Annotated in this window: 13 protein-coding genes and 1 pseudogene; 5 read left to right on the top strand and 9 right to left on the bottom strand. The window is 69.6% G+C overall.

Annotation, left to right across the window (positions count from 1 at the left end):
- Positions 1–101: 101 nt before the first annotated feature.
- Positions 102–731 carry a hypothetical protein gene (locus tag FB457_RS33520; protein WP_145784348.1) on the top strand — a complete coding sequence of 210 codons (630 nt, stop codon included), beginning with the start codon at positions 102–104 and terminating at the stop codon, positions 729–731.
- Positions 732–738: 7 nt separating this feature from the next.
- Positions 739–1,330, top strand: a pseudogene (locus FB457_RS33515) (IS5 family transposase); the annotation flags it as partial.
- Positions 1,331–1,584: 254 nt separating this feature from the next.
- Here the strand turns inward: FB457_RS33515 and FB457_RS33510 are convergent.
- Positions 1,585–2,436: a hypothetical protein gene (locus tag FB457_RS33510; RefSeq protein ID WP_145784346.1), complete on the bottom strand. Its 852-nt coding sequence runs from the start codon at positions 2,434–2,436 to the stop codon at positions 1,585–1,587.
- Positions 2,437–2,849: 413 nt separating this feature from the next.
- On the opposite strand from FB457_RS33510, the gene FB457_RS33505 reads away from it, so the two are divergent.
- Positions 2,850–3,629, top strand: coding sequence for an SAM-dependent methyltransferase (locus FB457_RS33505; RefSeq protein WP_145784344.1), 780 nt, complete (start codon positions 2,850–2,852; stop codon positions 3,627–3,629).
- 318 nt (positions 3,630–3,947) lie between these two features.
- On the opposite strand, the gene FB457_RS33500 is transcribed toward FB457_RS33505, so the two are convergent.
- Complete coding sequence (locus tag FB457_RS33500; protein ID WP_145784342.1) at positions 3,948–4,271, bottom strand: hypothetical protein; 324 nt, start codon at positions 4,269–4,271, stop codon at positions 3,948–3,950.
- Between the two features lie 220 nt (positions 4,272–4,491).
- Complete coding sequence (locus tag FB457_RS33495) at positions 4,492–4,881, bottom strand: peptidase inhibitor family I36 protein (protein WP_486589232.1); 390 nt, start codon at positions 4,879–4,881, stop codon at positions 4,492–4,494.
- Between the two features lie 196 nt (positions 4,882–5,077).
- Between FB457_RS33495 and FB457_RS35550 the strand changes: the two genes are divergently transcribed.
- On the top strand, positions 5,078–5,311 hold the full coding sequence (locus FB457_RS35550; RefSeq protein ID WP_186462083.1) for a hypothetical protein: 234 nt from the start codon (positions 5,078–5,080) through the stop codon (positions 5,309–5,311).
- Positions 5,308–5,607: a type II toxin-antitoxin system PemK/MazF family toxin gene (locus tag FB457_RS35545; RefSeq protein ID WP_186462082.1), complete on the top strand. Its 300-nt coding sequence runs from the start codon at positions 5,308–5,310 to the stop codon at positions 5,605–5,607. Before FB457_RS35550 ends, FB457_RS35545 begins: the two co-directional genes overlap by 4 nt.
- Positions 5,608–5,759: 152 nt before the next feature.
- On the opposite strand, the gene FB457_RS33485 is transcribed toward FB457_RS35545, so the two are convergent.
- From FB457_RS33485 to FB457_RS33455, 6 genes are all read right to left on the bottom strand, one after another.
- Complete coding sequence (locus FB457_RS33485; protein ID WP_145784338.1) at positions 5,760–6,704, bottom strand: hypothetical protein; 945 nt, start codon at positions 6,702–6,704, stop codon at positions 5,760–5,762.
- Positions 6,705–7,053: 349 nt separating this feature from the next.
- Positions 7,054–7,260: a hypothetical protein gene (locus FB457_RS33480; RefSeq protein WP_145784336.1), complete on the bottom strand. Its 207-nt coding sequence runs from the start codon at positions 7,258–7,260 to the stop codon at positions 7,054–7,056.
- The gene (locus FB457_RS33475; protein ID WP_145784334.1) at positions 7,257–8,102 is read right to left on the bottom strand and encodes a helix-turn-helix domain-containing protein; all 846 of its coding nucleotides are present in this window, start codon (positions 8,100–8,102) and stop codon (positions 7,257–7,259) included. The genes FB457_RS33480 and FB457_RS33475 overlap by 4 nt, the downstream gene beginning before the upstream one ends.
- A 166-nt stretch (positions 8,103–8,268) precedes the next feature.
- On the bottom strand, positions 8,269–8,733 hold the full coding sequence (locus tag FB457_RS33470) for a GNAT family N-acetyltransferase (protein WP_186462081.1): 465 nt from the start codon (positions 8,731–8,733) through the stop codon (positions 8,269–8,271).
- Between the two features lie 38 nt (positions 8,734–8,771).
- Positions 8,772–11,600 (bottom strand): DEAD/DEAH box helicase, encoded by a 2,829-nt coding sequence (locus FB457_RS33465; protein WP_486589231.1) that lies wholly within the window; start codon positions 11,598–11,600, stop codon positions 8,772–8,774.
- Positions 11,597–12,436 (bottom strand): hypothetical protein, encoded by an 840-nt coding sequence (locus FB457_RS33455; protein WP_486589230.1) that lies wholly within the window; start codon positions 12,434–12,436, stop codon positions 11,597–11,599. The genes FB457_RS33465 and FB457_RS33455 overlap by 4 nt, the downstream gene beginning before the upstream one ends.
- Positions 12,437–13,224: the final 788 nt, after the last annotated feature.

The raw sequence follows: 13,224 nt of genomic DNA, 5'->3' as shown, positions 1-13,224 counted from the left end.
CCTACGCGCGAGGCACTGGGAATGGACGTCCCAGTGCCTCACCCAGGGGCGCCTGTTCGTCGTACGGTCGGGTCACGCGATCGCATCTGGGAGGGCTCGCGGTGAACAAGCATGCTCTGGCATACGTACGCAGTCTGGACATCGCCGATGAGACGGCGCGGCGAGTCTTCCTGCTGCTGGCAGCGCGCACCGATGCGTCCCCGCCTCCCTACGCGCCGGAAGAGGCCCCCATCATCATGGGCCTGGAGTTGCGGGACGCGGACATCCCGGCGCTCGCCCAGGAGGCCGGGCTCCATGCGGAGGGGTTCCGTGAGCAGTTGCGCCAGTTGAAGCAGCATGTCCGGATGGACGTGCTCGAACACGCCGATGGTATCTGGGAGATCGTGTATGGGCCGTCGTACACCCGGGCGCCGAAGCCGCGCCCGGCGGAGCCCGACCTGTCCCGGGGAGGTCCGCATCCGTACTGGGCGCCGGGCTGGGAAAAGTACAGCACCTGGGGCTACGAGAGCGACCCGAGCGGCCAGACGCATCTGTACGCACAGTTGATCGCCAATCAGGACGGGCCGGACGCCGAACCACGTATCTGGATCACCCCGCCGTCGCATGTCGTGCACGACGTCGACGGCCTGGCGGAGGCCATCGCCGCAGCCCTCGCACCGTACGAGCCGGTCGCGGTGCCGGCGGTCCTGGTGAAGCGGTGGCTAACCGTGCCCCCCGTGTCCTGGGGTTGAGACCTGCTACAACTTCATGGCCCGCTGGGCAGCCGCTGGCGTTGTCGGCCAGATCCGCGACCAGCTCCGCAAACGCATCCGGCGCGAGATGGGCCGGGCACCCGGCGCGGTCGCCACCGTGATCGACTCCCAGTCAGTCAAGGCCGCCGAGACCGTCGGCCGCGACTCCCGCGGCTACGACGGCGCGAAGAAAATCAACGGCCGCAAGCGGCACCTGGTCGTGGACACCAAGGGCCTGCCGCTGTTCGTCATGGTCACCCCGGCCGACATGACCGACCGCGACGCGGCCAAGGAAGTCCTCTTCCGGCTCCGGCTGATGCACCCCGAAATCACCATCGCCTGGGCCGACTCCGGCTACGCAGGACAGCTCGTGACCTGGGCGAAGAAGAACCTCGGACTCACCCTGAAGACCGTCAGCCGGCCGAAGAACACCCCGGGATTCGTCATCCTGCCCCGCCGCTGGGTCGTCGAGCGGTCCCTGGCCTGGATCATGCACGCCCGCCGACACGCGCGAGACTACGAACGGCTCATCCAGCACTCGGAATCCCTGATCACCTGGGCCGCGATCACCCTCATGACCAGGCGCATCACCCGCCGGTCCTCACGACGCAGCGGACAGCCGGACTCCCGCGAGGCCAACCGGGACTGACCGCAGAGGAGTTGGCGGTCACCAACCCCTCCCAGGGACCCCCGAGGGACCGGCTCGGACCGATCCTTCCACCACCGGCACGAGCCCGCCAGCCCCATCACTCCCCAGCCGACCGCCGAGCCCGGCAAACCTGCACCATCAGGCGGCATTCGATTCCTGAGCTGGCCGAGGAAACAAGCGCCGACCGACGGCTGACCGCCTTCCTTACTGCTCCTCTCCCTCTTCCTCCGCGTCACGTCTTTTCGTGGGCCTGAGGATTTCGTCGGCAATGGCGCGTTGCTTGGCTGCGGCTCTACGGTGTTCGTCAGCCATGGTGGGTTCAGCTTCGGCAAGTTGGTCGTAGACATCTGCCCGCTCCACATGAGTGTCGGCCCAGTGCTGCCGGGCGATGGCGTGGCTGTCCGTGCCGATGGCTACGAATGCCTCTTCATAGGCGTCGGTGTTCTTCCGACGCAGTTCCTCCTCACGCTGGTGCAGATTGCGGGCAGCGGTTCGGTTCGTGTCAGCGGCCTGCTGCTCCACGATGTTGCGGGGGTCGTTTGAGGCGAGCCCGGCGGTGATTGCATGCTGCTCGCGGCCGTACACCGCGTTCAGATCCGCATACCAAGCGTCCATGCCACGGGCTGCAACGGTGGAGCCGTGCATGCTGCTGTGTTGCCGGTCGAGGACGGTCCACGCATAGACAGCGTGGTTCCATCGTTCGTGTGCGCTCTGCTTGCTGATCTCCGCAGCCTGGCCGATCTCGGTCCAACTGGCTCCCCGTTCCCGTTCGACGACGACGGCCTTGGCCACTACGTCGTCGGCCATGCGACGCAGCTCCAGCGCGTCGCGGAGGTTACCGCCATTTTCGTGGGCAATGCGTGGCTTGAGAGGGAAATCAGCGAGTGCCCGGTGGGCAAGACGGAGCAGAGCATCGGCGTGGGCAACGTACGCCTCGTCCAGAGGCGTCAGCGGGGCCTGCTGGGTCGAATCCTTCGACTTCGCCGCGAAGAAGACGCGAAGCAAGGCAGGGTCCGGCGACAAGGCAGAGGCCGGCGGTTCAAACTGATTGGTCATGCCGTCAGGGTATCCCTGACGGCATGATGACGTCAGGGATACCAGTCGAATCACGCCGATCTCCTCGGCCGCCATCTGGGGGTGGCGCCTTCGCGGGCCAGGCGCCGGGTCATCAAGGCGGGGATCAGGAACAGGTACTCACGGTCCCGGCCGCCCGCTCGCGCTGCGCGCCCGAGTTCGGGGAGCCCGACACCGACATACAGCCCGTGGCGAGGACGGCCACCGCGGCGGCGCTCCCGATCATGTCCCAGCGCATCCGCCTACTCTGACGGACTCGGTGCTCTTGATCGCCCGCCACGCCGAGGGCGGCTGCTCAACCTGGCGGAAACGCGCTCGTCGACTGCGGCTACGTTGTCGGCTGACACGTTCCCGCGTACCAGGAGGCTCTTGTGGAAGACCGTGGTGATGCTGTGATGAAGATCGATCCGACGGTGGCGCATTCGGCCCGGATGTGGAACTACTGGCTGGGCGGCAAGGACAACTACGAGGCGGACCGCGTTGTTGGTGATCAGGTCCGTGAGGTCTACCCGGCGATCGTCGACGCGGCCCGGCACTCCCGGTTCTTCCTCGGCCGGGCGGTGCGGCTGCTGGTGCGGGAGGCGGGGTTACGGCAGTTCCTCGACATAGGCACCGGCCTGCCCACCGCGAACAACACCCACGAGGTCGCCCAGAGCATCGAGCCGGCGTGCCGGATCGTCTACGTCGACAACGACCCCCTCGTCCTCGCGCACGCCCGCGCCCTGCTCGCCTCCACACCCGAAGGCGCGTGCGCGTACGTCGACTGCGACGCCCGTGATCCGGAGGCGATCCTCGCCGCGGCCTCCCGCACGCTGGACTTCACGCGCCCTGTCGGGCTGATGATGCTGGGCATCCTGGGCAGCATCTGGGACGACCAGGAGGCGTACGCCATCCGTGACCGGTTGGTCGAGGCGCTGGCGCCGGGCAGCTACCTCGTCTTCGAGGACGGCACCAATGCGATCAACCGCGAGGCTGCGGACGCCGCCGAGAAGACGAGGGCCGAGGGCGGGGACCCGTATCGGTTGCGTGACCGCGAGCAGATGACCCGGTTCCTCACCGGCCTTCAGGTGCTGGACCCCGGGCTGGTGTCTGTATCCCGCTGGCGGCCCGAAGAGACTCGCTGGAGGCTTCCGGACGAGGTCAACGCCTTCTGCGCAGTCGCACGGAAGAGCTAGCGCTCACCCGCCAGCCATCCAGGAAGAGGGAGCATCTACGGTCCCCGGGCGTACGGGGCGGTGGCGCGGCTGGGTGTCGTAGCCCCGGTCGGCGGGAGGCGGCGAGCGCGCGCTGTCCGCCGCTCGTCGGCAGTTGTACGACGCCGATACCGGCGAGATCGCCGACATCCGGCAGCTCGCCGACTCCGGGGCCAAGGCCCTGGAAGTTCGCCGGCGCACACAGAGGATTGGCCGCAGCGTGCCCCGGTGGAAGAGCCGGCCCGTCCCCGGCGGCCCTGCCGGTCGGTCTTCTGCTCCCCGGCCGTGGCGGTGACCGTGTCAGGTGGTGGTGTGGGGTCGGGGGCGGCCTTCGCGCTCGTGCGCGGCTGCCTGTTCGTCGAGGTGCTTCAGGGCGCCGGTGGGGCCGTGGGCTTCCAGCAGCATGACCGCGGTGCAGATCGCGATGGCGTGGACGCAGTCCGGCAGCGCCAGGTCCTCCAGTGCGCGGGTGAGTCCCGTTTCTCCTGCAGCGACGCGGCGTACGGCCGTGGCCGTCGCGAACTCGGTCTCCGGCGGCGCCAGGGCCGCGAGCTCGTTGAGGTTCCGCACCCCCATGGAGGGCTCCCCGAGGTCCTCGAAGAGCGCGTCGTGGTCCAGGACCAACCACGCCAGGAGGTTCGGATGCCGCTGCCGCGGTACGGTGCCGCGCTGCGGGCGGGCGCGGCAATGCCCATTCGACCGGTCATAGGGGGCGGTGTGGGGGCTGACGATGCCGTTCTCGGCCCGTCAGCGGGGCAGCCCGCTCACATGCCTCGCGGGCGGGCCGCCGTGTCGGTGCGGACCGCGTTCCCCGGGCGGGAAGCCCTGCGTCGTCGGCGGGGGTTCAGCCGCAGTCGTTGCGGTTGATGCGCAGGGAGCGGGTCTGGTCGTTGAGGTTGTAGCTGCGCAGGTCGTGGATGGAGCCGCCGCTCTTGGTGACGCATACCCACCGGCCGGAGTAGTCGCGCTTTTCGTAGACGCGTGCGGTGCGGTCGGAGTTGTTGCGTACGGAGCTGCCGCGGTCGCGGATGGCGGAGGGCAGGTCGTTCACGCTGCCGTCGACGGCCCGTTTCACCCAGGGCTGGCCGCCGAAGTCGATCTCGGGGTAGATGCACACGTAGCCGTCGGGGCAGTCGATCGCCGCCGGTGCCGCGGCCGGCGAGGAGGGAGCCGCGGCGGTCAGCAGGGGCAGGGTCAGCACAGCGGCCATCAGACCGCGTCGGAGCTGGTTCATGGCCATATTCAAAGGGCCACTGCAGCGCTTGCGAGGGAGCCGGGAGACAAAACCACGCGATCGGGCGGAAACGGTATGCGGTGAGGGTGCGGACCTGGTCATCCGCCGGGTGTGGCCCGGACGCGGCCGGGCAGGGTTCGGCTGTCAGGTGCTGGCGGCCTTCACCCCCGGGCATGACGGTGGATATGATGACGGCATGACGGTGAATATGACGGTGTCGCTGCCGGATGACGTGGCGAACTGGGTCAAGGGCCACGCCCCGAACGTCTCCGCCTACACCGCGAGACTGCTGCGGCGGGAAATGCTCAAGACCGAGCTGGAGCGCTCCGCGCGGCTGCGGCGGGAGGCCGGGATCATGACCACCACGGCCGTGCTCGGCGAGAGCGAGGACGAGGCGCTGGCCCGGTGGGGCCGGGTGGCCGGCCGGTGAAGCGCGGCCACGTCTACGCGATCCACTTCGCCGGCGGGCCCGCCCACGTGCTCGTCGTCTCCTCCGACGTGTTCAACGACGTGTACAAGGCGGCGACCTGCGTGCTGATCTACCCGCAGGAGATCCGCGAGTCCACCGTCGCCGACGTCCCGGTCACCACCCCCTCCACCGGCACCATCGCCCTGACCGAGCTGCGCACCCTGTCCGCCGACCGCTTCGAAGACGACCTCGGCCTGGTAGACGAGCTGGTCATGGAAGCCGTCGAGGTGGGACTGCGCGCACTGTTCGATCTGTAGACGGCACCAACCCGGCGCCCCCGGGACCCAGCAGCTCGCCTCGCGCGTACTGAAAGCCTCGGACGCTGCAGAGAGCTCGCACCGGAGCCAGGTCAGGCCGTCGCCTCGCTGATCGAGGCGACGCCCTATTCCTGGCTGCGCTGCGCCCTCCTCTACCAGGCGGCGCGGATCGCGGCGGCGACGTCATCGACGCCGTGGTCGGGCGGGGAGGCCAGGACCGCGGAAGGCTCGTCGGCGTCCTGCCAGTGATCCATCGTGGTGATGAAGCCCAGCAAGGGAAGGCCGGCGCGCCGCATGTCGTCTTCGAGGCCGGCACGAAACCCAGACTCTACGGACGGCATCGTCCGCCTTCGGCGAGGCGTGAGCACGCCGGCCATGCCGAGGAAAGGAACGGGCGACCTGTGGTCGAAAGACTGCAGGTGACGGTCACGGAGCAGGGCTGCGCTCTGCTGCGGCGTCAGCGGGTGCTCCACCACCTCTTCCTTCCGGCCGGCCTTGCGGGCGATGCGCTGGCTGACGGGGATGCCGTCCCTCAAAGACGCGAGGAGGACGAAGTCGTCGACGTGCTCTGTCCTCGCCCACGAGGTGCCGCCCATCAGCACCACGGCGTCGAAGTGGGCCCGGGCGGACGTCAACGCGTCACCGAGCGGGGATTCGTCGCGCTGTAGACGGCCCGGCTTGTCACTGGGCAGGTACCACGGCGTGTGCTGTTCGACGAGCTCGCCGTCGTGCTCCCGGGGTGAGGCCGGCTGCCACAGCAGTGTGCTGCGGTGCCCCGGCCACGCCTCCACCCGGGCTTCGGCAGCACGGCGTTCCCGCACCCGGCGCGAGTACAGGCGCAGGTCCACCGGCGGCCCCTCGTACTCGTGGAGGATGAGGACACGAAGCCCGTTTCGAGCCCAGGACGCGGCGATCTGCAACGACAGCCCCCCGAGCCCCCCGAGGTCGTGGTGGGCCCCGGTGAGGAACTGCACGACGCGGCCGCGGCGTTGACGCGGCGCGCGGCCAGCTCGGGCGTTGGTGTACTTGGCGCCGGTGGCCTGCTGCGCCTTCCGGGCGCGTGCCTTGGGCCCGCTTGCTCCGGACTTCGTCATCATCGCACTCCGCTCCAGGGCCCCCACCACCCCGCAGAGCCGAGACGTGCACGGATACGACGACATGAAGTGCGGGACCACCCCGCGGGCAGAGCCCCCGGTGTCCTTCACCTGCGACATGCCGGCGTGGGGAGCCGAGCACCAGGTTCGCGGCGTGCGCATCCGGCCGCACCCGGCAGCGTAGCGCCGACTTGGCCGGTGGGGCCGGCACGCCACGCGGGTGCCCCCTCTGCGCGCGCCGCAGCCGGTTCGTCAGCCGCCCCGGCCCTGCTGGAAACCCAAGGCGCCCACTGAAAGCCAGACGTGCCTCTCTCCCTGTCCCAGACAAGGAGAGAGGCAGTACACAGCCAACTTACGTCACGGCCGTGACCAGCACGGCCAGCAGCGCGAGGCACAGCGTCATGACGCAGAAGAACACGAAGCTGCCGCAGCCGATGGCCTTGAAGACCGGCAAGCCCCCCTCACGGGCGATGTTGTAGCCGATCAGTCCTGCAGTAGCGGAGAGGGCCGTGCAGACGGCCAGGGCCAGGAGCAGGAGCGCGAGGCCCTGTGTGCTCACGCCGCACCCCGCTGGTTCTGTCGGTGGGGGGCGGTCCCGGTGTGCAGTTGCTCCGGGATCCAGATCCGGCGTTCGCGGGCGGCCTGGTACAGGGCTGTCCGGAACCGCGACCGGCGCTTGCGGACGGTCGTGTGGGTGAGATTCAGCCGCGCCGCGATCTCGGTGTCCGGGAAGCCCATGACTGTCAGTCGTACGACTGCCTGTGTCTCCGGCGCCTGCTCCTTGAGGATGTCCTCGAAGTTGGTGGGGAATACTTCCGATTCGATCTCGTAGCTGGTGGCCTGGAGCAGCCCAGCGATCCCGGCCCCGTTCGCGGCGTCCTCCGTGAAGTCGTACATGGTGTGCAGCCGCGCCCAGTTGACCCGCTCCTTGGCCCACTTCACGTAGGCGCGCCGGAACCCCCATGCGCACTGGCCGATGAAGTAGGTCATCAGGCAGCAGGCGCCGCGCTTCCCCTTGTAGTCCGGTGTCCAGCCCTCCCCGCCCCGCAGGTCACGGCCGATCTTCCGCATCGCGTCCGCGAGTACGTCGACCAGGATGGTGTCCCGCTCGCTGCTGCTGCTGCGCAGCAGGCGCATGTCGTCGTCGTGGACGAAGAACGGCAGGCCCGCGTTCCGGCACTGCTTCAGGGCGAGCTGGGCAAGCGTGCCCTTGCGGAGCATGCCGAGCAGGATCGGCTGGGCCTCCAGGTACAGCTCGATCTCGAATACCTCGTAGAGAGGCCCCGTGAACCCCGTGTGGGCCAGCTCCTCGATGCGTGCGGCGTCCCGCGCGATTCGTGCTCCGCGGTCCCCGTCCAGCACCGCCTCAACGGTCTCGACGAGCTCCGATCCCACATTCATGACAAAACACCCCTCGTCATATCCTGCTTCTGCCAACGCCCGAGCGCGGGCCCTTGCGAAGCAGGGCGCTTGTTGTACGGGCTTATGTGCAGGGGATGTTGGCGAACGTGACGCACCATCTGAAAAAACTTCCGAGAGCGGATGAATCTGTGGGGGTCCGGCGTGGTTAAGCGCCCTTGTCGAGGATCCGCGTAACCGGGCTGCCCCAGGCCGCGCCTGGTCTGTCGGGTTCGATCGGTGCGAGCCCCACGGCGTGGAAGAACGTCTCGCGGCCGGCCATGTCGTCGCCGTCCTGGGGGACGAGGGCCAGGAACGTGCGGCCGGCGTCCCGGGCCCGGCGGGCGACCTCGGTCACCAGGGCGCGGCCGACCCCCTGGCCGCGGTGGGGTTCTGCGACGGCCATCGTCAGGATCCATGCCTGCGGGCCGGGGTGGGCCGGCCGGCCTTCGTCGCGGCCGAAGTCGCAGTCGAGCTGGAACTCGGCGGCCCCGACGACGGCTCCGTGGAACTCGGCCACGATGACGTCCAGGCCCTCGGCGTCGTAAGCCCCGCCGGTTCCCAGGCCGTTCGAGTCCAGCAGTTCCCCCACCATCGGGCAGTCGGCCCGGGTGAGGTCACGGATCAGCAGCATGCGCCGAGTGTCCCAAGGCCCCGATCCGGGCGCCTTGTTCACGCCCAGTGGGCGCCGAGTTCCCGCAGGGCTTGTCGCTGCTCGGCGGTGAGCTTGCCAATCCTCGATCGGGTATTTGATTTCCATACGCCGAGCCGGACCTCCACCGTCTCCCCGTCGACCGTGATCCGTTCGATGTGGCTGCGGGGGATCGGCCGGTCCACGCCTTCACGCTCGATCCACTGGGCGAAGGCTGTCACGCCCCGCTGGAACGCCTGCTGCGCCTTGGTCGGCCCCTTGCCAGTACGAGCGGCCGCGGGGGCGGGAGACGGGGACTCAGCGGGTGTGATGCCCAGGCTGGTCAGCCGGCGTCGCTGTTCGGGCAGGAGCTGCGCCCAGGTGGCCGGCTGGGTCTGCCGCTGGAGCCATGTGCCGATGTCGTCGTCGTCGATCGTCACGCCGGGGGCGATGTCGGGTACGAGTCCGTGGTGTTCGTCGGCGGCGATGGCGGTGAGGTGGCGGTGGTGGCGTTGCCAGTCCAGTGGCCAGGGGCAGTTCCAGTCCTCGTCGATCGCGGTGAGCTGCTCGGCGCGTACGGCGGCGCGGTCGGGGTTCTTGCCCAGCCCGTTCGGCCGGCGGAGGTTGGCGGCGAGCTGGCCGACGTTGACGGGCTTGCCGTCGACGTCGGCCCATACGGCGTCCTGCCGGGGGGCGAGGTGGCCGTGGGCGCGGTGGAAGGAGCGCAGCACGCCGAGCTTCCGCTCCCAGGCTTCTTCGCCGGGCTCCCAGACCATCCCGGATTCTTCGAGGAGTTCGATGCGGTGGGCGTCGAGGTCGCCGGTGCGGTAGGCGCGCCGCTGCTGGTGCTCCCACCGCCCCACCGGGAACATCGTGATACCGAGCTTGATCTCGGTGTCGTAGGGGGTGGTGTGCGGGCCGGTGATGCCGTTCTCGGCCCGCCAGCGCAGCCGGGCTTGGTAGCCCTCCAGCCACACCAGCGACTCCGGCCGGTAGATGCGGGCGCGGAGGAACGCCGCGATGGTGGCCGCGTCCCTCGGCGACGAGAAGTGCAGCAGGGCCGACTCGGCCGCGGCGTCGGCGCGTTCCTGGCCGTCGCCGTCCCCCTCGCTGCTGTCGCTGTCGGCCTGACCGGTGCTGATGATCCGGCCGTGCTCGTCGCGCCGGAGGTGGACGGTGCGCGGTCCGCGGGTCAGGGCGCGCGAGGCGAGCTGCTCGACGAGCCGCTCGTCATGCGAGCGCAGGCCCTGGAGCACGGCTGCGAGGGGCCGGTAGCTGGCGGAGGCGGTCATGTCGGTCGGGTCCTCGCCGGGCTCCAGGAACACCGGCACGATGACCCTGGCGGTCTTGGTGCTGCCGTCGCGATTCGGGCGAAGCGCCCGGCCGATGTTCTGCATGATCTCGACCTGCGAGCCGCGGGTGTCGGCAAAGCAGATCGCTTCCACGCCCCGCTCCCCGGTGATGTCAACGCCCTCGCCGAGGACGCGGCAGCTCGCAAGGAACGCCCGGTGCACACGCCGGCCGGAGGCGTCGATGCCGTTCGCGAACTGCCGCAGCGTCTCGCGGCGTTCGGTGACGAGGTGGTCCCCGCACAGCCACTGCGACCACACCCGGTCGGGCGGCACGTGCCGGCGCGTTTCCAGCTCGTAGAACCGCGCGTCGATCGACGACTCCGGCAACTCCTCCGCGGCAGCCAGGTCGTCGCCGGTGGGCTCCTCGTCGTAGAGCTCTCCGGCGGTGACCGGGAGCTTCTCGGCGAACGCACGGGCTTCCTCGACCCGCTGGTGGAAAGTCATCACCGTACGGAGGTTCCACCGGGCAGCGTGCTCCAGCAGCGCGGCCTGCAGCAGCGCCATCCGCCGACCCCGCTGCGCCTCCTCCGACAGCACGAGAACCGGCGAGGGGTCCCGGATCTCCAGAACGTCGATCTCGAAGCCCGCGAGGATCCCCCGTTCGATCGCCTCCGACAGCCCGAGCTCCGCCCCCGGCAGCCACGCCCCGTACGTGCCGTCCGGGTCGTCGGCCATGCTCGCGATCTCCACGTCCTGAACCCCGGCGCCCCTGCGGGGCCGGGGAGCGGCGAGCATGCGCGGAGTCGCGGTGAGGTAGAGCCGGAAGTCGGCGGGAATCCGCTCGTTGTCGTGGATCGCCGCCCACGGCCTGCCAAGATCACCCGCGGTTGAGTGCGCTTCGTCCACGATCGCGAGGTCGAACCCGGACAACTGCTGCCCGTACAGCCGCTCTCCACCCGCCAGCGCCGCCTCCAGCGGCCCGGGAACCTTACGGCGCGGACCTGCCAGATCCTTGACGTCCTGGAGCGTGACGCCCTCCGGCAGCCACTGGGCCGCCTGCCGCTCGTACTCCTCCGTCTCCGCCGGAGACAGCGCCTCCATCCGGCGCAGGAACTCCTCCGCCGCGTCCTGCTGCGCACCGGCCGGCGCGTCCGGCTGGTCAGGGTCGGGCCGCTGCACGAGGGAGGCGTACGTGGCCAGCACCACCACCGGCCCCTTCCCGGCCCACAGGGCGAGCTGGATCGGGTTGGTGGTGGTCCGCACTCCCAGCCTGTTCAGTACGGGGTCGTTGTCCAGCGAGCACACGGCGACCATCGGTGCCCGGTGACCCACCAGCCGCCACGCCCCGGCGGTCTGCACGAGCAGGTCCAGGGTCGGCACGGTCACAAGGATCCGGCCGCCCGGGAAGCACTCCAGCGCGCTCGCAGCCGCCATGATCGTCTTCCCGGTCCCGGTCGCGGACACGATCGTGCCCCGCGCCCCCCGGGCAGGCACCGCTGATCTTGCAGGGAATCCCACCCATTTACGGAACGCTGCTTTCTGGACGACCTGGTGTTCCTTCAGGGGAATTCTGCTCATCGCCCGCCGTCCTTGTCGGTGCCGTGCAGCCAGGCTTCCCGGAGCCTGTCGAGCGGGGTGTCTGATTCGCATTCCCTGCCCCAGACCCCCTGGATCCACATCGGGGCGGTCTTGAGCCGCTCGCACAGCATGAACGACCCGGGCAGCTCGACCAGGTGGTAGACACCCTGCGGGAAGACGCCGGCGGGCCCATAGACACGCCACAACTGCTCCAGCCGCGCCCGGTTCGCGACCAGATATTCGTCGAGTGCCTGCGGGTACGTCTCGCGGTCCGCCAGGCCCACGGCCCGCAGGGCGATGTCCACGATCTCCCGGGACGACTCCTGGTCCCACTGGTCGGAGCTGGTGCCGGTCACGGCCGCGTAGTGCTGCCCGCAGACGTCCAGGACGCGCTCGACAAGTTCCGGCGGCGCCTCGTCCCCCTCCGCTTCGCGCGCCGAAGGCCGGCCTTCGGCCACCGGCAGCGGAACGGACAGGTCACCGGTGCGGACGGCCGCCTCCAGGCTCAGGCCGTAGTGATCCAGGTAGGCCAGGAGGAACAGGGCCAGAGCGCGGCCGGGGTCGCTGGAGTGCTCGATGTAGGGCTGTTCGCTGGTCCAGCCGAACGTGGCCTGGTGGGGCCGGGGGCGTACGCCGGGGGTGCGCGGATCCGGGAAGACGACGGCACGGGTGAAGAAGTCGTCCAGGCGGCTGACCAGGTCCGCGTCCGGGTCCTGCGGCTCGCGGCCGCGTACGGCGGCGGTGGCGTTCTCCAGGATGGTGGCCAGGTACCGCCGGCGTGCCTCCTCCTGCTGCCGGAGCCCGCTGGACCAGCTCTCCTCCACCACCTCCACCACGCGGTACAGGCCCTGATCCCCGTACAGACCGCCCGGCTTCTCCAGCGCCTCCCGGACCTTTGCGCGACCGACCCCCCGTACGCGTAGTTCGTCAGCAGCGCAGCACCCGGGTGCTCCGGGTCGGTCCGCTCAGCAACGATCCGATAGCGGACCAGCTCCGGGTCCGGCCCCGCGGCCGCACTGCTCTCGCGCGTCTGACGCTCCTGCTGCGCCTGGCGCCAGCGGTGTACGTCCGGGTCGCTCTCAGGGGAGTAGGTCTGCCGCCCGTCCTCGGTCATCAGGTTCCAGATGCGCTTCAGCTCGTTCCGCCGAACCGCCGCAAGCCGGTCCTCTGTGCTGAACGGCTGGCGGCGGTCCTCCCCGTCCTCCAGGCCGCCAGCGGCCACCCAGAGTTCGTGAATCTGCCCCGCCGCCATTCCGGTAACCTCACGTTGAATTTCCTTCCGCGTCTCAAAGCGCCTTTCGAAGCCCAGGGAATTCAATGAATCCTCGCTTCCCTCGCCCCGCCCGGGTGGTTGGGGATGTCTTACGTTTCCGCCAACGGTACATGGTGCATCAACATGATGCACCCACTACACTGGAACCCACACGAACGAGCGACCCGCACCCCAACAGCCAGCTCGGCCCGCGACAGCGGGCCTGAAGGCGTAGCCGCAACCCCCACGCCAGAACCCTCACCAGCCGACCTGACACCCCGTCAGCCGCAGCCTCTGGTCGAGCCGCAGCCCTCGCAGATGTAGCAGCTACCCGCCCGCTGCATCTTCGTGCCGCAGGAGAAGCACAGCGGC

The sequence above is a fragment of the Streptomyces sp. CNZ287 genome, assembly GCF_007827615.1.
Note: the sequence above shows the minus strand (reverse complement) of the source record. Positions and strands in the feature narration are given on the sequence as shown.

Coding starts and splice junctions, on each gene's coding strand:
- FB457_RS33485 (WP_145784338.1), bottom strand. CDS start 6,704: ATGATGACGAAGTCCGGAGCAAGCGGGCCCAAGGCACGCGCCCGGAAG.
- FB457_RS33510 (WP_145784346.1), bottom strand. CDS start 2,436: ATGACCAATCAGTTTGAACCGCCGGCCTCTGCCTTGTCGCCGGACCCT.
- FB457_RS33475 (WP_145784334.1), bottom strand. CDS start 8,102: ATGAATGTGGGATCGGAGCTCGTCGAGACCGTTGAGGCGGTGCTGGAC.
- FB457_RS33495 (WP_486589232.1), bottom strand. CDS start 4,881: ATGAACCAGCTCCGACGCGGTCTGATGGCCGCTGTGCTGACCCTGCCC.
- FB457_RS33470 (WP_186462081.1), bottom strand. CDS start 8,733: ATGCTGCTGATCCGTGACCTCACCCGGGCCGACTGCCCGATGGTGGGG.
- FB457_RS33505 (WP_145784344.1), top strand. CDS start 2,850: ATGAAGATCGATCCGACGGTGGCGCATTCGGCCCGGATGTGGAACTAC.
- FB457_RS33465 (WP_486589231.1), bottom strand. CDS start 11,600: ATGAGCAGAATTCCCCTGAAGGAACACCAGGTCGTCCAGAAAGCAGCG.
- FB457_RS35550 (WP_186462083.1), top strand. CDS start 5,078: ATGACGGTGAATATGACGGTGTCGCTGCCGGATGACGTGGCGAACTGG.